This is a genomic window from Bradyrhizobium sp. Leo78 (assembly GCF_059512425.1).
Window position 1 is genome coordinate 41,532 of the sequence record NZ_JCAMOT010000020.1, and the last position, 20,526, is coordinate 62,057.

Here is a 20,526-nt window from a genome sequence, read left to right on the forward strand (position 1 = left end):
CGGGAATTCGGGAATGCGCAATCCTTCAAAGCACATCCATAGGATCATCCTTCGCGCGAAGGTATTCCGCCGCCATTTCGCCGCGACGATCCGCGGCCCGGTGCTGTGGCTGACACTCTGCGGCGGATTGCTGGTGACCGCGATCTTTGCCGGCACCATCCTGATGGTCGGCCAATTCCGTGAGCGCGCTCTGCACAACAGCGAGCGCGAACTGGAGAATACCGTGCTGATGCTGACGCGCCATTTCGACCAGCAATTCGAAGACTCCGCGACGATCGCTTCCGACCTGATCTCACAATTGCGGATTCCGGAGCTCGCCTCGTCGGAAGCGTTCAAAGAACGGATGTCGACCGCCGAAGTGCACCATGTGCTGAGATCGAAGGGCCTGTCCTATCTCGGCGACGTCTCGCTGTTCGATACCGACGGGCACATCATCAACTGGTCCGGACCGCTGCCGGCGCCGAAGCTCGACATATCCGAGCGCGCCTACTTCAAGAGCTTCAAATCCAACCCGACCACGGAGACCGTTCTCGCCGAAGCAGTCCGCAGCTATCGCAACGGCAAACTCAGTACCGTGATTGCCCACCGCCTGATCGGGCACAACGGAATCTTTCTCGGGATCATGACACGACGCATCGATCCCGCGAACTATGAGAAGTTCTTTGCTTCCGTCGCTCCAGGCGATAGCGCCACCATCGCCATGTTTCACGCCGACGGGACCTTGCTCGCCCGTCATCCGCGCATCGATGAGATGATCGGACGGAATTTCGCTTCCGCCCCGCTGATGCGAGAGGTGCTGGCGAAGGGAGGCCAGCATACCCTGCGCATCGAAAGCCCGGTCGATGGAATGAACCGGCTGGGCTCGGCGGCGCGGCTCGGCCATTTTCCGGCGGTCGTGGTCGCAACCAATTCCATCGACGCAGCACTCGCCGACTGGCGTGCGCAGACCAAATTCCTGATCGTCGCCGCGGCGCTCGCCGCCCTGGTGATCGCAGGGGTGCTGTTCCTGATCATCCGCGAGATCAACAAGCAAAACCGCCAGGCGCGGCAACGGCTGAAGGCGGAGCGGCAGCGGCTCGATACGGCGCTTAACAACATGATCCAAGGGCTGGTGCAGTACGACGCCACTGGGCGCATCGTCGCCTTCAACCGGCGCTATCTGGACATGTTCCAGCTCTCGACCGACGTCGCGAAGCCGGGATGCCATTTCCGCGACCTGATGCTCCACCGCCAGGCGAAGGGATTGTTCGACGGCGATGTCGACGAATTCTGCACCTCGGTCATGGACAATATCGCCCAAGGCCAGGTTGATCGCCGATTGATCGGTTGCGCGGACGGCCGCTGGTTTTCGGCCATCAGCACGCCGCTCCAGCACGGCGGGTGGATCACCACCGTCGAGGACATCACCGAGCGCTCCAGGCTCGAGCAGGAGCGCGACCGGAACTTCGCATTCCTGCGCGAGATCATCGACCACATCCCTTCGCAGATCACCGTCAAGGATGCGCAGGACCGGCGCTATCTCCTGGTCAACCGAGTTGCCGAGGAGCAGTTCGGCATTTCGCGCGAGCTGATCTTCGGCAGGACCGCATTCGATGTCTTTCCGGCCGCCTCCGCGCGAATAATCACCTCGGACGACGAAAGGCTGCTGGGATCCACCGACGGCTTCTACAGGGACGAACACCTCTGGAAGACCCAGGCCAAGGGCGAACGCTACATCACCTCGAAACGCATCGGCATCCGCGATCAGGCCGGCGCGACGCGCTATATCATCAACGTCGTCGAGGACGTGACCGAACGCAAGCTCGCGAACGAAAGGATCACCTATCTTGCGCATTACGATGCGCTGACCGATCTGCCGAACCGCGTGCTGTTCCGTGCGCAGATCGCACGCGAGCTCGAAAGGGCAATGCGCGGAGAACGGTTCGCATTGCTTTACATCGATATCGACGAGTTCAAGGCCATCAACGACTCGCTCGGCCATCATGTCGGCGACGAGTTGCTGAAGACGGTGGCCGCACGGATCAAGGCCTGCCTCAAACCCGGCGACCTGATCGCCCGGCTTGGCGGCGACGAATTCGCGGTGATCCAGACCGCAGTTGATGCAACGCCTGATGTCGCGGAATTCGTGACGCGGATCCATGGCGCGATCCGGCAACCTTGCGATTGCCTCGGGCATCATCTTTCCACCGACGCCAGCATTGGCATCGCGCTGGCGCCGCAGGACGGTACCGAGCTCGACCAGCTCATCAAGCACGCGGATCTGGCGATGTATGCCGCCAAAGCGGGCGGGCGCCGGACCCATCGCTTCTTCGAACCGGCAATGGATGAAAGCGCCCAGGCCCGCCTCGCCATGGAGCAGGACCTGCGGCAAGCCATGATGGAAGGCGGTTTCGAAATCCACTACCAGCCGCTCTTGGACTTGAGGACCAATCAGGTCGCGGGCTGCGAGGCCCTGTTGCGCTGGCGTCATCCGGAGCGGGGCATGATCTCTCCTGCCGAGTTCATTCCGGTGGCCGAAGACACCGGACTGATCAACGAACTCGGCGACTGGGTGCTACGCACGGCCTGCACCGAAGCGGCCGCCTGGCCATCCCACATTCGGCTCGCCGTCAACGTCTCGCCGGTCCAGCTCAAATGCGAAACACTGGCGTTGCGGATCACGGGCGCGCTCACCGCCTCCGGCCTCGCGCCCGGTCGGCTGGAGATCGAGATCACGGAGGCGGTGCTGATCAGGGACGATGAAGCCGCGCTCGCGATCCTGCATCAGCTCCGCGCCATCGGCGTGCGCATCGCGCTCGACGATTTCGGCACCGGCTATTCCTCCTTAAGCTATCTGAAGCGGTTTCCGTTCGACAAGATCAAGATCGACCGATGCTTCGTCAGCGACATCGAGGTCGACGGTTCCTCGGCCATCGTGCAGGCGGTGGTGAATATCGCTGCGTCGCGCAACATGACCACCACGGCCGAAGGCGTCGAAACCGAGCAGCAGCGAAAACTATTGCGCGAGCTGGGCTGCACGCAGATGCAAGGCTTCCTGTTCAGCGCACCGAAGCCGGCCTCGGAGATCAGGCGATTGCTCGACATGGACCAGATGGCGGCGCGGGTTTTGGCCTAGAGTCGATCGGGCGGCTATCTTGCGCGACGGCGATGGCGTACAAATATGGGGTGCGAGCCCGACCACGAGGCAATCTGGCCATAAGGCAATGGCGAGTGAACCCATGTCCCCTCTTTCCATCCTCCTCAATGTGCTCTGGATCCTGATCGGCGGCGCGTGGATGGCGTTTGGCTGGCTTGTCGCCGCGATCATCATGGCGATCACGATCATCGGCCTGCCCTGGGCACGCGCGGCCTTCAATATCGCTGTCTATACCCTGTTGCCGTTCGGTTCGCGGGCCGCGCGCCGCGACGAAATCACCGGCGTGAGCGACGTCGGGACCGGCCCGCTCGGGCTGATCGGCAACCTGATCTGGTTCGTGCTCGCGGGCTGGTGGCTTGCGCTCGGTCACCTCGTCACGGCGATCATCTGGGCGGTCACCATCATCGGCTTGCCCTTCGCCTGGGCGCACCTCAAGCTTGCCGGCATCGCGCTGTGGCCGATCGGCAAGACGATCGTACCCGCTTGATCCGTTACGCAGCCAAGCGGCCGCGATTGTTCTGGGCAAGGATCGGGCGGATCAGCCGCCCGAAACGCTCGGCCTCTTCGTCATGCAGATAGCCGGACAGGCAGAAGGAATGGCAGCCGGCATCGATGAATCGCTGCAGCATGTCGGCGCATTGGACGGGATTGCCGACCACGGCAATGCCGGCGCCGGGCCGGACCTTGGTGATGCCGGTCCACAGATGCGGCAACAGGAAATCGCCATGCTCGCGCGCAAGCTGCTGCACCCGTTGATTGGCCGCTGAATTGTTGTAGAGCGTCTTCATCTCCTGTTTCTGCCGTTCGGTAGCGTGACGCACCAGGCGGTCGGCCGCCTCCCACGCATCCGCTTCATTCTCGCGGCAGATCACCTGCAGTCGCATGCCGAAGCCGATCTCCTGCTCGCGGCCGTGGCTGCGCGCCAGCGCCCTGATTTCGGCGATGTTCTGCGCGATGCGCTCCGGCAGGTCGCCCCAGAACAGATGCACATCGGAATGTTTCGCCGATAATTCCCACGCCTGCCGCGAGCCGCCGCCGAGATAGAATTTCGGAAACGGCTGCTGCAGCGGCCGGGGCCGGATATGCGCGCCCGACAGCGAGTGGAACCTGCCATTGAAATGCACCGGCCCGCGCGTGGTCCACAGCGCCTTCAGGATCGAGACCTCCTCGTCCATCAGCGCGTAGCGCTCTTCCTTGACGTAACGGATACCCTCGGCTTCGACCTCGCTCTCGTTCTGGCCCGCGATCAGGTTGATACAGATGCGCCCGCCCGACATCTGGTCGAAGGTCGAGATCATCTTGGCAAGCAGCACCGGATTGATGTAGCCGGGACGCGCCGCGATCAGCGGCTTGATCTTCGACGACCGCGCCGCCATGAAGGCGCCCGTGATCCAGGCCTCCCAGCACACCGAGCCGACCGGGATCAGCAAATATTCAAAGCCCGCCGCTTCGGCGGCCTGCACTACCCGCTCGCAGAGTTCCGGCGAGCCAGCCACCTGGGCTTCCATCAGCCCATAGGCGGTGGTGTCGCCATGCGTCGGCAAATACCAGCCAAATTCGAGCGGACGCATGACGATCTCCCCAAGCAGATGGCGCTTTTCGCGCGGTTCTACCGGCAGTCTACAGCCTGCATCTCGTCAGACAATCGCTCTCAAGACCGTTGCCGATGGGGGACCAATCGGCTAAATGAACCGTCAGGCACCCGTAGCTCAGCTGGATAGAGCGTTGCCCTCCGAAGCTGGAATAAGAACGGGTATTTCCCTCTGCAAATTAAGGCTTTCCCTGCCTCCGGCGTAGGGTTTTCTGCTGCCAGGCACACGCGGGCCACAGTTCGACTCGAGGACTTTCTCTTTCGAACCCGGCATGAGCTATGTCACACTCAGAGGTATGCTCCGATCTGCTCCTCGGTGATTCCCTCTATGGAAGCGGCAACGCTCGACAAATCGATTCGGATTGCTGCCTTTGCGCACGTCCGACGGCTAACCGAGCTCCACTCGCATCTGACATCAACGGAATTGAGACCCGGCTTCGTATTCCAAGGCGAGCGAGTGCCCCTGCTCAACGAGCGCCGCGGCATCTTCAAGCCTCGCCAAATGCAATATCTGCTGTCTATCAAGACCGTCTTTCCTAAGCCGGGAGCTAAGGTTTGGTATGACGATCAAAGGGAAGTTCATCGTCAGATATTCGAAGGTGACGAGACGGTAGATTACGCCTTTATGGGCCAGGATCCCAACTCAGCTGACAACCGCTGGCTAAGGGAGGCATATGAAAACGCCATTCCGATCATATACTTTCTCGGAGTGGCACCGGGACGTTATCAAGCATTTCTTCCGGCATTCATATCGAGCTGGGACAGTCGCTCGTTAAAGGCTGGGGTAGCGTTCGGGTCTGTCGAGCACGGCCTGATCCCGCCATCGGAGGGGCCAGAGCGTAGATACGCGCTTCGGACGATAAAACAACGCTTGCATCAAGCCACCTTCAGAGAGGCGGTGATTGCCGCCTACTGTGGACGGTGCGCCCTTTCAGGACTTCCAGAACCCCTTCTCTTGGACGCTGCTCACATCGTTGCCGACGCCCACGAGCGGCTGGGACAGCCAGTGGTCTCTAACGGGCTTCCTTTGTCTAAGATCCACCATGCTGCCTTCGACGCACACCTGATCGGCATCGATCCGGACTTTGAAATACATGTATCCGAGCGGCTACTGAGCCAAAACGATGGCCCTATGTTGGATGCCCTGAAACAACTGAACGGTCGCCGCATACGCCTTCCCGACCGAATACGGGATCGTCCTGACCGAGATAGATTGGCGGCGCGCTATGAGATCTTCAGATTTGCCTCGACTTAACAAAGCCTACCCACGCTCCCGAGCCGCTCAATATCAAGGTCGCTTGATGGAAAGCAGCCGGGGTCTACTTGGGGCCTCCATCTCTCACCGCCGCCGAATAATTTCAAGCAGTTCTGCTAGCCGCCGCTCGATGTCCTCGATTCTAGCGCTCATCACGAGCTGATCACGATCGGCCATTGAAAGCACCGCCATCAAGACGGCATCGCAATGCTTGATGAGCGTAACCAGATGATCTCCGCTCGGACCGTAGTGACCGGCGAACCAATTCTTCACAGTGCGCTCATTGGCTCCTGTCCAAGCCGCTACGATCTTCACATGCGCACTCGTCTTTCCAAGCTCCTCGTTTAGGGCAGACGCAACCCTTGCAGCGAAGATCCTGGAATGGGTTCCATTTTCGCTCATCATTCTGCTCACCAGGAAACATCTTGCCCCTTTTTGGAAACGACATTCCCTTGCCCTGCTTCCTATGATCGCTGAGCCCGGCGGCCGCAACGTGACGGCACAAACAGAGCAATTCGATGGGGCGCCGTTTGATACGTCGACCTTTCAAAGCCGAAGATCGCGATAGCGACATTAAGCGCGCAGCTGCTTACGTCCGCATGTCGACTGACCATCAGAAGTATTCAACCGAAAATCAGCTTGAGACGATTGAAAGATATGCCGCAAGCCGAGGCTTCCAAATTGTCGAGACCTTTGAAGACTCGGGCCGAAGCGGCTTAAGAGTTGATGGCCGGGAAGGCCTCCAACGCCTCATGCGCGAAGTGCAGGCTGGGCAAGCCACCTTTTCGGCTATTCTTGTTTACGATGTCAGCCGATGGGGCCGCTTCCAAGACGCAGATGAGGGCGCATACTACGAATATGTCTGCTCTCGCGCCGGAATTCGAGTTCATTATTGCGGCGAACAGTTTGACAATGATGGCAGCATCGGATCGGTCCTGCTTAAGAACGTAAAGCGTGTGATGGCCGGCGAATACAGCCGAGAACTCTCCGTCAAAGTCTTCGCCGGCCAATGCAGGCTGGTCGAGTTAGGGTTCCGACAGGGAGGACCTGCTGGGTTTGGTCTCAGGCGTCAGCTGATTGACGAAAATCGCGCGCCGAAAGCGATGCTGAACCGTGGAGATCGAAAAAGCCTTCAGACAGACCGAGTTGTGCTTACCCTCGGGCCGATAGAGGAAGTGGAGCAGGTCCGTCTAATCTATGAGATGTTTGTTGAGCGAGGACTGTCGGAGAAGGAGATTGCCGCACGGCTAAATATGGCCGGCACTCTCACGGATCTAGGGCGTTCTTGGACACGTGCTTCGGTCCATCAGATCCTTACCAACGAAAAATATATCGGAAACAATGTTTTCAACCGCGTCTCGTTCAAGCTCAAGCAGAAGCGCGTTGTAAACAGTCCAGATACCTGGGTTAGAGCGGAGGCTGCGTTTCCCCCTGTGATCAGCCGTGAACTCTTTGAGCGAGCTCGCACGATCATCGATGCTCGTAGCGCTCACTATTCCGATGAAGAACTTTTGGCTTTGCTGCAGGAGGTTCTGAAAGATGAAGGCTATCTTTCTGGGCTTATTATCGACGAGCGAGAGGACATGCCTTCGGCAAGCGCCTATCGGCATCGCTTCGGAAGTCTGATCAGGGCATATAGTCTAATCGGATATATTCCGGATCGAGACTACTCGTATATCGAGGTAAATCGCCGGATAAGGGATACCCATCCCGCAATTGTCACCACCGTAATTCGCGGCTTCGAGCTAGCTGGCGCTCGCATCGCGGTAGATCAAAATCAGCTTCTGACCATAAATGGTCAATTCACGGCAGCCGTCGTGATCGCGCGAGCGTGCATTTCTGGTAGCGGATACCGCTGGCATGTGCGGTTTGACACGAGTCTCGTCCCAGATCTTACGATCGCAGTCCGATTGTCCACGTCGAACGCAGACATATTGGACTATTACGTCTTTCCTCGACTCGACCTCACGACACCGCGGCTGAAGCTTGCTCAAGACAACGCGCTTCATTTGGATGCATATCGATTTGACGCGCTAGATTTGCTGTATGCGCTGGCTAGACAGTGCCCCTTTGAGGAGGCCGCATGAATACGCGAAACATAACAGACGGCTCTCGGCTAGAGATCAAGACTATACCGATCAACCAGATTCGTATCCTAAACCCTCGCGCGCGCAATCAGCGAAACTTTCACGAGATTGTAGAGAGCATAGCGAAGGTCGGCTTGAAACGTCCCATCACGGTTAGCCCATGCGCTTCTGACGGGGGGCCTTATCGATATGACTTGGTATGTGGGCAGGGCCGAATAGAAGCGTTCGTTCAACTAGGTCAGCAGGAGATTCCGTCCATCGTAATTCATGCAGAGGAGAGCGACTGTCTCATTATGAGCTTAGTCGAAAACTGCGCTCGTCGCCAGCACCGCGCAATCGACCTATTAGAGGAGATCAGCACCCTACGAGGTCGCGGTTACGATGAAAGAGAGATTGCCAGCAAGATTGGGGTCAGCCCCGACTACGTTCGGATGATCAGCCTGCTCCTATCAAAAGGGGAAGAACGCCTCGTCCACGCGGTCGAAACCGGCATTCTGCCTCTCAACATGGCAATTGAGATCGCCCGATGTGACGACAATGAGGTGCAACGCGCTTTGACACAGGCGTATACCGAAAAGAAGTTGCGAGGCAGAAAATTAGTTGCAGTCAGGCGCGTAATCGAACAGCGCCAAAGGCGCGGCAAGCATCTGCACGGGCAGAGTTTTGGACGACAGACTTCCAAGAGGCCCCTAACGAGTGAATCCATGATTAGGGTCTACAGGCAGGAGGCCGATCGCCAACGCCTATTGATCAAGAAAGCTGAAGTAACTCAGAACCGATTGCTGTTTGTGGTCGAGGCAATCCGAGCCCTGCGCGATGACACCGAGTTCGTCAGACTATTGCAGGTCGAGGACCTCGCGATGATGCCCTCAATATTGCAAGAACGACTCGCAGCGAGGCCAAACCAATGAATGAATACGTCGATCCGGGTGCATTGGGCGAGGTAATGCAGGCCTTTAGCTCAGACACCGTCCATATCGATATCTCTGCGATCCTGCCTGTGCGCGCAATCCGCAAGACCGTAAAGTCGAGCCGCAAATACCAACAAATTTCTTGTTCTATCAGGGAGATCGGCCTGGTCGAACCGCCGGTTGTTTGCCGAGACAAGCAGAGGGCAAATACGTTTCTTTTGCTAGACGGTCACCTTCGGATTGAAGTGCTGAAAGACCTTGGCGAAACGCAAGTAGAATGCTTGTTGTCTAGCGACGATGAGGCTTTCACCTACAATAAGAGGATAAGCCGGTTGTCAGCCATTCAGGAACAGCGCATGATAGCGAAGGCGATGGAACGCAATGTTCCAAAGGAGAAGATCGCCCGAGCGCTCGACATCAACGTTCGTAGCTTAGTCCGTAAGGCAACGCTGATTGAAGGCATCTGCGAAGAGGCCGTGGCGCTTCTCAAAGATAAGATGTGCCCGATGGCGGTCTTCGACGTATTGCGGAAGATGATTCCGATACGACAAATTGAGACGGCGGAGCTTCTGATCAACGCAAACAACTATTCAGTGGGATACGCCTCGGCCATACTCGCCGGCACACCTCAAGCGCAGCTCGTAAACTCGTCCACGCCGAAACGAATAAAGGGCATGACTGCGGAAGCTCTTTCACGGATGGAAAGTGAGCTCTCGAGGCTTCAGCAGGCGATAACATCGATCCAGGACACCTACGGCCAAGACCACCTGCACCTTACGGTGCTCAGAGGTTACTTGGCCAAACTCGTCGGCAACACGAAGATCGCTAAATATCTGGAGAGACACCACCCCGAATTCTTCAGCGAATTCAAGAGTATCGTTGAAACGACGGCATGACGGCGGAGACATGCTGAAAACTCTTTTTGCGTCTAAGGGGACCCGGACCCTATAAGCGCGGGGACCACGGGAGAAGCCGCACTTGGAGGCGGAGCAATCGTGGTGATGGGGACGGCGGCGAACCCGCGCAGAGCCCATCAGGCCGGCGAGCTTTCGCTGGCTCAGCAACCAGATCGGAGTGCCGGCTTAAGGTCGGCACTCCGTCTAAAGCGAGTCAGATAGACCATGGCTCTGGCAGAGCAACGCTCTCTACGCCAAACTCCCCGTGGAAACAACATCTTAGAGGCAGGTTAGCGCTCAAAATGTCTGAGCGGCACGGCCATGGCACGATGAGGTTTACGCCGGGGGGCTCTCTGAAGTTTTCGAGACACTACGTTCTCTTCAGCGCCGTCGGCTTCCTTACGGCCTGAGAACAGGTTCGCCTCGGCACCGCCCACGCCACGCTCTCTCTTTGGCCTCATGCACTTCCCGTCGGATGGGTTCACCAGGAGCCGTCTGCCGGCCTCGTGAAGCGCAGCGAGGTCGACGGCATATGCCACAGCAGCAGGTTCGGCTTTGCCCGAGCCGTGCTCATACCTCAGCCGATCGATTAATTGCGAATCAGATTGTAAGCTGAGATCGCTTTTAAGTAGTGCTGAGCAAGAGGGGGCAAGAATGGAAAGCGCCAATGATCAAACCATGTGGGGCATTCACGCCGGCCGGACCGGTGACGCAGAGACACTGTTTCTCAACAAGAAATGCATAGCGTTAGGGTGGCAGCAAGTAGGGGATCTATCGGCTATCAAGGCCGACCGCGACGCTTTTAAGGCGCGTGTTGCTCAGGTTTACGCTGGAAAGAAGAAAGGGGCCATCGCTAACAATGCGGGGCAACTCTTTCGATTTGTCCATGAAATGGAGATCGGTGATTTTGTGGTCTATCCTTCGAAAAAGGATCGTCAGATAAACTTAGGTCGCGTGACTGGAAATTATTTCTACGATCCGAAAACGGAGCCGGGATATCCTAACCTCCGAGCTGTCGAGTGGCTTAGAACTCTTCCGCGAACACACTTTACCCAGGGGGCGCTATACGAGATCGGCTCCGCGATCAGTCTTTTTCAGGTGAAGAACTACGCTGACGAATTTCGTTCCGCTCTTGAAGTCAAATCTTTGCCTGTAGCGGCGACTCAGCAGGACGAGACCGTTGCAGCGGTGGTCGAGGATATTGAGGAAACTACTAAGGATTTCGTTCTCAAGCGTTTGTCTCAGGAAGTTAAGGGGGCACCCTTTGAGGGAGTGGTTGTTCAGTTACTCGAATGCATGGGCTATCATGCCAGGTTAACTCGCCCAAATGAACCGAGCGTGGATATCATCGCACACAAAGACCATCTAGGAATCGAGCCCCCAATTATTAAGGTTCAAGTTAAAAGCGGCGATTCCACTGTTAGCGACAAGGATGTATCTGCGCTTTATGGAAAGCTATCAAATGGTGAGTATGGACTGTTTGTGACCCTGAGCACCTTCAGCGCTCAGTCAAGAAACTTCGAACAGAGCAAAAGCAACCTAAGGCTGATCGATGGCGAGGAGTTTGTTCAACTCGTTTTCGCCCACTACGATCGCTTCGATGCCAGATACAAAGGCCTCTTGCCACTCCGACGTGTCTATGTGCCCGAACCAATCGTAAACGACGATGAATAGGGCAGCTGCTTGAGGGACACTCTATGGCACAGGGGCTTGTATATATCCTGGTTTCGCCAAACAGCGATTACGTCAAGATTGGTGGCACCGAAAAACCCCTTCGTGAACGACTGCGAGCAATAAACGGCACGCAAGCCTATGCTGATCACGGACCGTGGGAGTTATCTGATTTTCTACACGTGACCGACTGGCGGCTAGTCGAAGGAGAGATGCACCGCCATTTTCGGAGGCGAAACATTCTCGATGCAACAGGAACGCGGGAGTTATTTCGCGTCCCTCCCCACGAGGCGCGCCAAAGACTGCGGCTGACGGATATTCGCTTACGCGTTGATCATGAGAAGACCGATCAGCTCTTTGCGAACCGAGAAGCAAGTTTATTTCTCTTCAAGCTATTTCATCTTTCCGGGCTGTTTGGAAACCTGGACATTCAAGGCGCGTGGACTTTAACACTCTTGCCAAGAACAGCAGGCGGACGATGGTTTACGGTCAATATTGGCCCTCACGAGGTCGCCTTTTCCAGTCGAAAGGCCATTGAAGGGCGATTCTCGCATTACCTTGTCATGGATCGCCTCATACTCGAGTATCCGGATACGATCATCTGGATTGGAAAACGTCATGGTGAGATACAGAAAGCCGAGTATGTCGGCGCTGATAGAGCCGTCGTCATAAGCTTCCATGAGGACTTTGCGGGTGCGGAGAAGCTGCTTAGGTTGGCCGGCATTCGCCGAGCTCTAATTGCATATTGGGCAGAGGCATTAGCTGACTTGCGCGAGAGGGATGCCAAGAGTGTCTTTGCGCGATACCATTCTTACGATGCAGTCTCACAGCTGCTGGAATATAGACGCGCCACTCAAGGGGTATTTGGAAGCTAAAAATACCAACCAACATCGTCACGCGGATCGGCAAGACGCGCCACCGCTAGGACAGTAGCGTGAAGCTCGACTTCATTAGGGGGAATCACAGAATCTCAAGCGCGAGGTAGAGGCGGAAGACCACAATTGATAGCCGAGGTAAAGGTTGGCACGTTGTTTGACACTGAGCATCTTGCACGATTTGAAGCATGCTTTCCGTCGCCGCTCGCTTTCGCGTCTGGCACCAGACAAGAAGGGAACAGTCCCGCTGCTTGGTTCAAAAGTGTAGACCGGACGAAGGCCGGGTTGACGATTGGGGCGCTCCCAATCGCTGTAAATCGCACCTCACTCTTGGCCATGGCGGCAGCTAGCGGCGTGGGCACCGTGGAACTGTGCATAGGCATCTTCGCTTGGGGAGGAATGCGTGGAAATCACCGCGACCTCCTTTTCGCACGCCCTATTGACCCGTGGGTTACTATAGCCGATCAGGTGCGCCGCAATCAGCTAAGCCGCTCTAGTGCCTATGATTCATTTGCAACGCTAAGGACAAATGGCAAGAGCAATCCGATTGCTGGAATGGGTCCCGCCTATTTCACCAAGCTACTTTATTTCCTTGCTCCCGGAACTCTCGAGTCTCCAAAGGGCTACATCATGGATCAGTGGCTAGGCTGCTCAGTCAATCTACTGACAGGACGACAAATCGTGAAGCTCGACCAGCACATCAGATGGCAGATAACGAATGGCCGAGCGAGGCAAGTAGTCGATTCTATCGTCAGCGATGTAAATTCCGGCCAGGACTATGAATAGTTCTGCCAAATCGTTGAGGCCCTTAGCGCTCAAATGGGCTCTTCGTCCGCCCGAATTGACTGAACGCGCTCTCATTGCCGATGGAGGAAAAACTTCTCATCCTTGGCGAGCTTATGTAAGAGATGAGAGGCTTAAGCGGTTTTCGTCTGGATGAAGCCATCGTTGCCTGCGCAGGCCGTCAAGGGATACAACAATAGCCGACAGGTCGATGCTGATATTACTCGTTACTTTTTCTCAGTCTCTGAAATGTCGCTTATCAATTTAGCGACTGCCTCCTTCCATTCGGTCGAGAACTGAATAAGCGTCGGCAACCGAAGCGAACGCTCATCTGGGCCGCGAACGTCGATCGTTCCATTTTCATATCGCTTGACAGAGCCATTTGCTAGGTTAGCAATTGTTTCCAAATATCGCTCCGCCGCACCCTGATTGCCGGCAATTCGTGCATCCGTTGCGGTCTTGAGAAGCCAGATACTCCCAGTTGGCTCGATGGTCCCAGCGGACAGCGTTGATCCGTCTTTGCTTTGCCATCTCAGAAAAAGAGATTTGCCGAATTCTGGTTCAATACCCAAAGGCTTTAGTGAGAGCACGAACGCCTTTAGCTTGTCGGCTTGACCTGGCAATCGCTGGTCCAATTGCGCATAAAATTCCGACTCTGAAGCCGTGGTCGTCTTGAGCACGGTCGTTGATGCCAAAGTCTGTTGAGGAGCGAGTATTCGCCCTCTCTCGCCTTCCAGAGTCACGATACCTCGTTCGACCAGCACCGTTCTCAATGGGATTCTGGGGACGACCAAATATCCGCCTCCAACACCCTCCCAAATTGAGAGGTCTAGCAACGCCAAACTGGCGTGCACCCCGGCATGAAGTTGGAGATAGGAAGCTAATGCCTCAACACCCTCATGAATGCCGTCGCTGATGATAAGAAGCATAATTCGACCAAATCGCAATCGCCGTTCTATTGAATCACAAAACTGCTCTTCTTGCAGGTCGGTCTGCTCACTGACCAAGCTCCAGAGAGAGAATGTCGAATCTTTACGAGCGTTTCGCACGGCGGTTTGCAGATCGTCGAAGTGCCATCCTGTTACCGCGCGAGCATAATCAAGTGCCTGCGCCACAACCTCTCGTCGCGACTGAGGGTTACGAATAAGCTTACACTCTCCAAGGATTAGCCCGCCCTCAGGCGTGATCCACACGTTGTCGACAGATCCGGCTGACGTATTCAGCTCCGTGCAGACAGAGATCAATGGCCGATACGCCGGCTCGATTTCTGCCATGGGAATCACGTCGGGATGGTCGTAAACTAAGGTCTGAAGAAACTTCTCGCGATGATCTCCCTCGTGTCCTCGCTGTCCAAGCCTGAGATTGGTGAGGGGAATTGCTGGGTGACCATCCTTGTAGAAGATTGGATTGCCGTGTCTGGACGTCATTCAAAAACCCCTGGCTTTACCGCAAGCGATGACGTGCTTTAGGCCGACGCAATCAAGTGCGCTTGCCTAGAGCACCCACCTGTCGGTTAAGCTCCGCAACGGAGGAGCTAATCTGCTGCGTTAGCCGCTCGCGCGCAAAGCGATCATACCACCCAGTTTCCCGGCTTATCAGCTTGGTAATTTGCTGCAGCCGGCCAACGCACTTCTGCAATTCTGCTCTGGTTCCTCGAACGCCGGCTAGCGAGCTAACCGCAGCTCCAAGAGGATCCTCGAGAGGGTCAAACTTCAAGTTCTCGCTTCCGAGAACCCGCGCGATAACGGCGAAGAGATCGTCTCTTCGATGATTTCCGTTGAAGAACTGAAACAATACGAAGGCAGAATTTCGGGCATACTCCTCGACTTTATTGAGCCGGTTCGACCCGCCCTCGAATGCCTTCTCGTAGCACACGAGATGTAAATTCAGAGCAGCTTCCAAATCCTGAGCACCCCGGGAAGGATCAAAATGAATGTTATCTCTACCACGATTGAATAGCAGAGTGGCTTTCCTGCTCAAGAAGACGAACTTCGTATCTTCATCGTATGTCTTGCCCGAGCAAACGAAGTCGGCAATCTTCAACGATTGCTCCAATCCGTGACCAGAATCTCGTTCTGCGAAATACCACGAGGTAATTTGGTCGATGTCAGGCTCGAACTTCATCGCGAAGGCTCGGCCAAAATAGACGCGTGCATCATCGAGTTTCGGCGGCACCTGGCTTGCGCAAACAAACCCTTGAAGTGAGTTGAACCTTGGATCCTCTGTAATTGAGGGCTCAAGTGTTTTATCCACTGTCAGGGCGAGCGCTTGCCTTAGCGCTTCCTTGTCGTTGAACCGGCGACCTTTTGAGATCAGGGTTTCCGCTCTGTATCGTAGACGAGATAGGATCGGATTGTCGGGGAAGAAACTTCGGCGATACTTCGCCACTCTCTCTTTCAGGGCGGGATATTGGTCAAGTTTTTTGGACTGCTCAAATACGAACGCTCGCGTCAAAGAGCCAAGCTGATATGTCGCTTCTTCGCCGACCTCAGTCACTTGCAGAAACATCTCGCGAACAGCAGCCAGTGCATCGCGCACGCGCCCGGCCTCATAGCGAGTCAGAGCGACTATATCCGCGAAGCCGACAGGGTCGCTGTGAAGGGCAAGGACCGCCAGAACATACCGGCCATGATTATCGGCAGGTAGAGAATTCCACTCACGTTGAAATACGTAACTTCGAACGTCTTCCCCCGCCCCCTCTTCGAAGAGCTCAACGGCCCGTTTGTAGCTTCCTGCGGTTCGGGCAAGCGCGATTATGCTTTCGATCACAAGAGGACGCCGCTCGGAGATGGCGGAGAGCTTGTCCTGCACGAAGCCTGTCTCAGGCGCTGGAACGCGAAACTGTGCCGCACAGACCTTTACGAACTCCTCATAGTCTCCGGTTTCGAGCCCCGGAACTTCTATCGCGTTAGCCAGTGAGTGAGTCGGAGCATTTCGCAGAGTATAGAGAATCCTGGACTTGCGTTTTGACCTCCATAGCACGCCATAGAGATAGTCAAACCCTGCCTCGATCCCTTCCGTAGTGAGAGTATCTATATCATCGATGACCAGAAAGTTGGACGTCAGATCAAAAAACTGACGAATTTCTTCTCTCAACTGAACGAGCGTTAGCTCACTTAGAGGTTCTGAGGTCCAACCCCCCAAGGCAAGGATTGCCTCGTATAGTTCTCGCTCGTTTGAAAAGTCGAGACCGACGAACTTCTCCGCAGCCTGCGACATCACGTTGAGCATCTGCTGCTTTGCGGAAACAAATATTACGTTGTCGAGAACTTCACCTCCATTTATTTGGAACTGCGGGCCCGCGAGACGTAGAGTTCGGGCAACCTCATATGCGATGGTCGTTTTTCCGGAGCCACCTTTGCCGTAAAGAAAGTTCCTAGGTTCGTCAGATAGTTTCAACCAGCGGAACACGTCGTCCACGGTTTGAATACGGCCCACAAATTTTCTGATTGTGGATGGGCTCGGGGGCAGTCCACCGCCAAGAATCTTATCGTCATCGTGATTACCGGTCCTCTGCCGATCAATACGGCAATAAAGACTGGCGATGTGACGCGGCTCTGCTGCTAATACTTCGTGACCTTGGCGCACCCATAGCACGCCTTTTTTGTAATCCCCGACCGTTTTCAAAAACCGCAAAGGCATTGTGGAGACATCGTGGGGCGACACGAGCAACACGTCCACCGCGTCGGCTGTGCCAGTCTCATAGCGGCGAAGTTTGAGGTTTGGCTTATCTGATAAAAGCTGGTTTAGCGCTTGCTGAAGTCGGTCCGTATTGGGAGCGACTTTGTTGTGGCCGGCTGTCCGCTCAGTGTCGTGAACGCCGAATACGATGATTCCCCCATCAGAATTGGCAAATGCACATACCAGTCTAGCGATTCCGCAAAAGAAGTCGTCCGAATATGAAAACGGCCACTCCCTCTTGAAGTCCCAAACTGGTCCCTCTTGTGAGATAAATTTTCCTGACTCTTCCAATAAGTAGCTGAGAAAGGGCGACCTCTCGCTCGGGAGCTCGCCACAACGGATTGCGTCATAGATCCGATCGACCATTCTGGGTTCTCAGCTAACAATAGGTTCGCTAACCTGCTGATTCGAGAGCAGTAAAAGCAGGGCTTTAAACCCCTGCTTGAATAATCGAAATAGTTCAACCCCCTCTTTTGACTAACCAAAGCAGATCCCTACAAGACCATTGGCCCCTTAAATCCGACAGAGAGCGTTGCCTCATCACGGCAACGCGGCTCGGCCGAGACCGCAGCTGACTCTGCCCGGTCCCCATTGATCCCATAGGCGTTTCCGCGGCCTGGCTCCGACTGTGGCTTGGAGTAGGCACAGAAGCGGCACACCCCAGTTTTCCCGCACCGCACCGGGATAATCCTTGGCACCGAGTCGCCGGCGTCCTTGTATCGAAAAAACAAGGTGATCCGAGCGAACGACCGTGGCTACTATTCGAAAACTCAGAGGACGTTGGCAGGCGCAGGTGCGTCGTCGAGGGGTCCCTCCGCGGGCCAAGTCGTTCGACACAAAGACCGCAGCAGAACGTTGGGCGCGTGACCTAGAGGCGGAAGCCGATCGGTCTGGCTGGGTCGCTGATACGCGCGCGGCCGAGAAGACGACGCTGGGGGAGCTTCTAACCCGTTATGCCAATGAGGTGACACCTACGAAGCGCGGGGCCGTCTCCGAGAGAGCGCGGATCAACTCAATTGTGCGTTGCCCCATTTCGCACCGCACGCTCGCCAAGCTGACCAGCTCTGATGTCGCAACCTATAGGGACGAGCGGCTCAAGACAGTAGCTCCGGCGACGGTCGTCCGAGAACTCAACACGATATCGCATGCGATCGAGATCGCGACCCGCGAATGGGGCCTCTGGGTGCCCCGCAATCCAGTCAAGCTGGTCAGACGCCCGCCAGTCCCACGCGGCCGAACGCGGCGGCTCAAGGACGGCGAAGAGCAGCGCCTACTCGACGCCTGCGACCGCGGGCGCACCCCGCTTCTCAAGCCGCTGATCATCCTCGCCATAGAGACAGGAATGCGACGAGGCGAGCTATTGGACCTCAGGTGGCAGCATGTCGATCTCAAACGAGGGGTCGCCCATCTGCCGTTGACCAAAAACGGCGATAGTCGCGACGTTCCCCTGTCCCGCCGCGCCGTCCAAACTCTGCAGGAGCTTCGGAGCGTCGGCTTAAAAGACGACCGAGTGTTCGCCGTGACCGGGAATTCGGTGCGGTTGGCGTTCGAGCATCTTCGAGTGCGCGCCGGAATGTCGGATTTGCATTTTCACGATCTGCGCCACGAGGCGATTTCTCGGCTCTTCGAAAAGGGACTCAACATCGCGGAGGTTAGCGCGATCTCGGGACATCGAGAATTAAGGATGCTGCAGCGCTACACGCACTTGCGTGCGGCCGATCTGGTCGTTCGCCTTGGATAGCAATCCCAACCCACTTATTCCAACCCAAGCGAAAAGGAAAAGAGAGAATGCTTAGAACTACTGTTGTGCTAGCGCTCATGGTCATCATCCCGATCGGCTCTAGCTCCGCTCAACAGCGACCGCTGACGGATGCTGAGAAGAAGATCATCGCAAGCACTTATGGAGACCGTCTAAAGGATCCGCTGTCCGCGCAGTATCGTTGGCACAATCTGATCATGTCTTCATCATCAAAGCCCGACGAGCGCGACTATTGCTTTCAAGTCAACGCCAAGAATTCCTACGGAGGCTATGTTGGCTTTCAGACCGTCTTGGGCACAGTGACGCAGCGGAATGGCAACGTTTTAGGCTATCGCTACAAAATGGGGGCCGAAAGCAATCCCATTATGAATGATACCGCTACTGATTTTTGTGCAATCAGTGGCTACAAGTTTCAATAATTTGCCGTCGCAAGCTGCTGCCCTTAGAGCTCTGGAGCCGCGAAGTCCTAGAACCGTTTTCGGGATTCCAATCCCTTGCGTAATGAGTTGCAGAGAATTTTTCGGCTAGCCTTGGCCGTTAACCGGGGAAACCTATACGACGTCCGCCAGTCCTGCGGAGACGCCCGTGGCGACTTGAAAGGTTAGCAGAACGAATTGAGCATTGAAGAAGACCCCACGACTAAAAACGTGTCGACACGCGTTCTGGGATGGGGCACATGCAAGCAGTCAACAGCACCCGTGTATGAAACTGAGGGCGCATTCGGCGAGCGAAATTCTCATGTCCGACAAGCCAAAGTCAAATCGTAGTTGGGAGCACCCCGAGGATGAGCTCGACGATCTCGGCATCTCCGACGAAGACTCGTTGCCTTCAGAGACGCGTGCGGCCCTTACTGCCCTCGATGAGCTCCATGGGACGGTAGGAACACCGCAAGATCGCGAACCTGACGAACCTGCGGTCGAGCGTAACCTACCGTCTTCTTCCGAGCCCCTTAATGAGCCAGACGACGTGACCGAGCTGAAGGCCAAAGACGAAGTTGCCGAATTGGAGGCCGGCGACGCGTTAGCCGCTGAGGAAATAGAAAACGAAATCAGCGACACGGATTCCGAAGCCGAGAGCTCCCGACCCATTCCTGACTACAAAAGGATGTTCAGCCGCTGGAGGGCCGAGAAGAAGGCAAGGCACCAGAATAATCCTGTGACCCGGGGATTGAACAATCGGCGGCAACGCAAGCACCGGCAAACTCAGAAAGCGCAACAGCAGAAGCTTTGCAACGCCCTCCGAAAGCGAACTGCGCGACCAAAGGGCGATGTGGCTATGATCAAGCGCCTTGAGCGACTACGTGGTCGAGAAGTCCAGATCACACACTTCTATGTGGTCCTCGAATATGCCAAGCGCCGCCTCGGACCGCACGTGTCCAATGCGACGGTCGCGATGCTGTTCCAGCAAGCGAGCAGGCAGCCCATGGATCGGAACGAAGCTTACCGGCTGCGAAGAATTGTGGAACACTTGACTGGCAAGGGTGGTCCCTGGGGAGCGCTCCCACCACCTGGAATGCCGTAGCAGGCGACCGAGAGAATTCGAGACGTGTAATCATTCCCGAGCAGCCGCTCCGGGCCTTCGGGGGGCGCTTGCTCGGGAGTGCCGAACGCCAAACAAAGCGCAACTCCAACAGGTTCAACAACTTGCCGGTGATTTCCTTAGCGCTGACGGCGTAACGTTTCCTATATAGTAGGTTGTAAAGTAGTAAGAGAATAAAGTAATAGTCAGGAGCTTTAGCTCCTGTCGTGGCGTTACATTGGCGGCCCGCTCCCGGCCTGTTCGGCGGCTGCGCCGCCTCTCTTGTCCGGAGGGGCCGCCGCTTTTTGAATCTCTTTGGAGCAGTCCAACTGCTTAGACAGATTCGAACCGTCCGCTCCCGGG

16 protein-coding genes are annotated in these 20,526 nt (G+C 56.1%); 12 read left to right on the top strand and 4 right to left on the bottom strand.

Going from position 1 to position 20,526, the window contains the following annotated elements; genetic code table 11:
- Window positions 1-13 precede the first annotated feature (13 nt).
- Together AC5ZG1_RS23940 and AC5ZG1_RS23945 are read left to right on the top strand one after the other, a co-directional pair.
- Entirely contained in the window at window positions 14-3,115 is a 3,102-nt protein-coding gene (locus tag AC5ZG1_RS23940; RefSeq protein ID WP_496134243.1) for a bifunctional diguanylate cyclase/phosphodiesterase, read from the top strand.
- A gap of 103 nt (window positions 3,116-3,218) precedes the next feature.
- A complete protein-coding gene (locus tag AC5ZG1_RS23945) occupies window positions 3,219-3,623 on the top strand; it encodes a YccF domain-containing protein (RefSeq protein ID WP_028162454.1) in 405 nt (134 codons plus the stop codon).
- A gap of 4 nt (window positions 3,624-3,627) precedes the next feature.
- Here the strand turns inward: AC5ZG1_RS23945 and AC5ZG1_RS23950 are convergent, their stop codons facing one another.
- Window positions 3,628-4,707 carry an LLM class flavin-dependent oxidoreductase gene (locus tag AC5ZG1_RS23950; RefSeq protein WP_496134244.1) on the bottom strand — a complete coding sequence of 360 codons (1,080 nt, stop codon included), beginning with the start codon at window positions 4,705-4,707 and terminating at the stop codon, window positions 3,628-3,630.
- Between the two features lie 348 nt (window positions 4,708-5,055).
- Here AC5ZG1_RS23950 and AC5ZG1_RS23955 point away from each other — a divergent pair, with 348 nt between their 5' ends.
- Window positions 5,056-5,982 carry an HNH endonuclease gene (locus AC5ZG1_RS23955; RefSeq protein WP_496134245.1) on the top strand — a complete coding sequence of 309 codons (927 nt, stop codon included), beginning with the start codon at window positions 5,056-5,058 and terminating at the stop codon, window positions 5,980-5,982.
- An 84-nt stretch (window positions 5,983-6,066) separates the two neighbouring features.
- Here AC5ZG1_RS23955 and AC5ZG1_RS23960 read toward each other — a convergent pair whose 3' ends face one another.
- Window positions 6,067-6,387, bottom strand: a complete 321-nt coding sequence (locus AC5ZG1_RS23960) for a hypothetical protein (protein ID WP_027583022.1) — start codon at window positions 6,385-6,387, stop codon at window positions 6,067-6,069.
- A gap of 113 nt (window positions 6,388-6,500) precedes the next feature.
- Between AC5ZG1_RS23960 and AC5ZG1_RS23965 the strand changes: the two genes are divergently transcribed.
- The 6 genes from AC5ZG1_RS23965 (at window position 6,501) to AC5ZG1_RS23990 (ending at window position 13,208) form a co-directional block, all read left to right on the top strand.
- A complete protein-coding gene (locus AC5ZG1_RS23965; protein WP_496134246.1) occupies window positions 6,501-8,069 on the top strand; it encodes a recombinase family protein in 1,569 nt (522 codons plus the stop codon).
- Window positions 8,066-8,980, top strand: coding sequence for a plasmid partitioning protein RepB C-terminal domain-containing protein (locus tag AC5ZG1_RS23970; RefSeq protein ID WP_496134247.1), 915 nt, complete (start codon window positions 8,066-8,068; stop codon window positions 8,978-8,980). Before AC5ZG1_RS23965 ends, AC5ZG1_RS23970 begins: the two co-directional genes overlap by 4 nt.
- Window positions 8,977-9,876, top strand: coding sequence for a plasmid partitioning protein RepB C-terminal domain-containing protein (locus AC5ZG1_RS23975; protein ID WP_496134248.1), 900 nt, complete (start codon window positions 8,977-8,979; stop codon window positions 9,874-9,876). The genes AC5ZG1_RS23970 and AC5ZG1_RS23975 overlap by 4 nt, the downstream gene beginning before the upstream one ends.
- A gap of 654 nt (window positions 9,877-10,530) precedes the next feature.
- A complete protein-coding gene (locus AC5ZG1_RS23980; protein ID WP_496134249.1) occupies window positions 10,531-11,550 on the top strand; it encodes a DUF8426 domain-containing protein in 1,020 nt (339 codons plus the stop codon).
- A gap of 23 nt (window positions 11,551-11,573) precedes the next feature.
- Window positions 11,574-12,422 carry a GIY-YIG nuclease family protein gene (locus AC5ZG1_RS23985; RefSeq protein WP_496134250.1) on the top strand — a complete coding sequence of 283 codons (849 nt, stop codon included), beginning with the start codon at window positions 11,574-11,576 and terminating at the stop codon, window positions 12,420-12,422.
- A gap of 153 nt (window positions 12,423-12,575) precedes the next feature.
- Window positions 12,576-13,208, top strand: coding sequence for an 8-oxoguanine DNA glycosylase OGG fold protein (locus AC5ZG1_RS23990; protein WP_496134308.1), 633 nt, complete (start codon window positions 12,576-12,578; stop codon window positions 13,206-13,208).
- A 224-nt stretch (window positions 13,209-13,432) separates the two neighbouring features.
- On the opposite strand, the gene AC5ZG1_RS23995 is transcribed toward AC5ZG1_RS23990, so the two are convergent.
- Both AC5ZG1_RS23995 and AC5ZG1_RS24000 read right to left on the bottom strand, forming a co-directional pair.
- A complete protein-coding gene (locus AC5ZG1_RS23995; RefSeq protein WP_496134251.1) occupies window positions 13,433-14,632 on the bottom strand; it encodes a hypothetical protein in 1,200 nt (399 codons plus the stop codon).
- A gap of 52 nt (window positions 14,633-14,684) precedes the next feature.
- Window positions 14,685-17,252, bottom strand: coding sequence for an RNA-binding domain-containing protein (locus AC5ZG1_RS24000; protein WP_496134252.1), 2,568 nt, complete (start codon window positions 17,250-17,252; stop codon window positions 14,685-14,687).
- Window positions 17,253-17,637: 385 nt separating this feature from the next.
- Here AC5ZG1_RS24000 and AC5ZG1_RS24005 point away from each other — a divergent pair, with 385 nt between their 5' ends.
- The 3 genes from AC5ZG1_RS24005 (at window position 17,638) to AC5ZG1_RS24015 (ending at window position 20,166) form a co-directional block, all read left to right on the top strand.
- A complete protein-coding gene (locus AC5ZG1_RS24005; protein ID WP_496134253.1) occupies window positions 17,638-18,627 on the top strand; it encodes a site-specific integrase in 990 nt (329 codons plus the stop codon).
- Window positions 18,628-18,674: 47 nt separating this feature from the next.
- Window positions 18,675-19,064, top strand: a complete 390-nt coding sequence (locus AC5ZG1_RS24010; RefSeq protein ID WP_496134254.1) for a hypothetical protein — start codon at window positions 18,675-18,677, stop codon at window positions 19,062-19,064.
- 319 nt (window positions 19,065-19,383) lie between these two features.
- Window positions 19,384-20,166 carry a hypothetical protein gene (locus AC5ZG1_RS24015; RefSeq protein WP_496134255.1) on the top strand — a complete coding sequence of 261 codons (783 nt, stop codon included), beginning with the start codon at window positions 19,384-19,386 and terminating at the stop codon, window positions 20,164-20,166.
- The last annotated feature ends 360 nt before the right edge of the window (window positions 20,167-20,526 follow it).

Bases quoted from the DNA above. Each gene is read 5' to 3' on its own strand.
- AC5ZG1_RS23940 (WP_496134243.1), top strand. From the start codon at position 14: ATGCGCAATCCTTCAAAGCACATCCATAGGATCATCCTTCGCGCGAAG.
- AC5ZG1_RS23945 (WP_028162454.1), top strand. From the start codon at position 3,219: ATGTCCCCTCTTTCCATCCTCCTCAATGTGCTCTGGATCCTGATCGGC.
- AC5ZG1_RS23950 (WP_496134244.1), bottom strand. From the start codon at position 4,707: ATGCGTCCGCTCGAATTTGGCTGGTATTTGCCGACGCATGGCGACACC.
- AC5ZG1_RS23955 (WP_496134245.1), top strand. From the start codon at position 5,056: ATGGAAGCGGCAACGCTCGACAAATCGATTCGGATTGCTGCCTTTGCG.
- AC5ZG1_RS23960 (WP_027583022.1), bottom strand. From the start codon at position 6,387: ATGATGAGCGAAAATGGAACCCATTCCAGGATCTTCGCTGCAAGGGTT.
- AC5ZG1_RS23965 (WP_496134246.1), top strand. From the start codon at position 6,501: ATGGGGCGCCGTTTGATACGTCGACCTTTCAAAGCCGAAGATCGCGAT.
- AC5ZG1_RS23970 (WP_496134247.1), top strand. From the start codon at position 8,066: ATGAATACGCGAAACATAACAGACGGCTCTCGGCTAGAGATCAAGACT.
- AC5ZG1_RS23975 (WP_496134248.1), top strand. From the start codon at position 8,977: ATGAATGAATACGTCGATCCGGGTGCATTGGGCGAGGTAATGCAGGCC.
- AC5ZG1_RS23980 (WP_496134249.1), top strand. From the start codon at position 10,531: ATGGAAAGCGCCAATGATCAAACCATGTGGGGCATTCACGCCGGCCGG.
- AC5ZG1_RS23985 (WP_496134250.1), top strand. From the start codon at position 11,574: ATGGCACAGGGGCTTGTATATATCCTGGTTTCGCCAAACAGCGATTAC.
- AC5ZG1_RS23995 (WP_496134251.1), bottom strand. From the start codon at position 14,632: ATGACGTCCAGACACGGCAATCCAATCTTCTACAAGGATGGTCACCCA.
- AC5ZG1_RS24000 (WP_496134252.1), bottom strand. From the start codon at position 17,252: ATGGTCGATCGGATCTATGACGCAATCCGTTGTGGCGAGCTCCCGAGC.
- AC5ZG1_RS24010 (WP_496134254.1), top strand. From the start codon at position 18,675: ATGCTTAGAACTACTGTTGTGCTAGCGCTCATGGTCATCATCCCGATC.
- AC5ZG1_RS24015 (WP_496134255.1), top strand. From the start codon at position 19,384: ATGTCCGACAAGCCAAAGTCAAATCGTAGTTGGGAGCACCCCGAGGAT.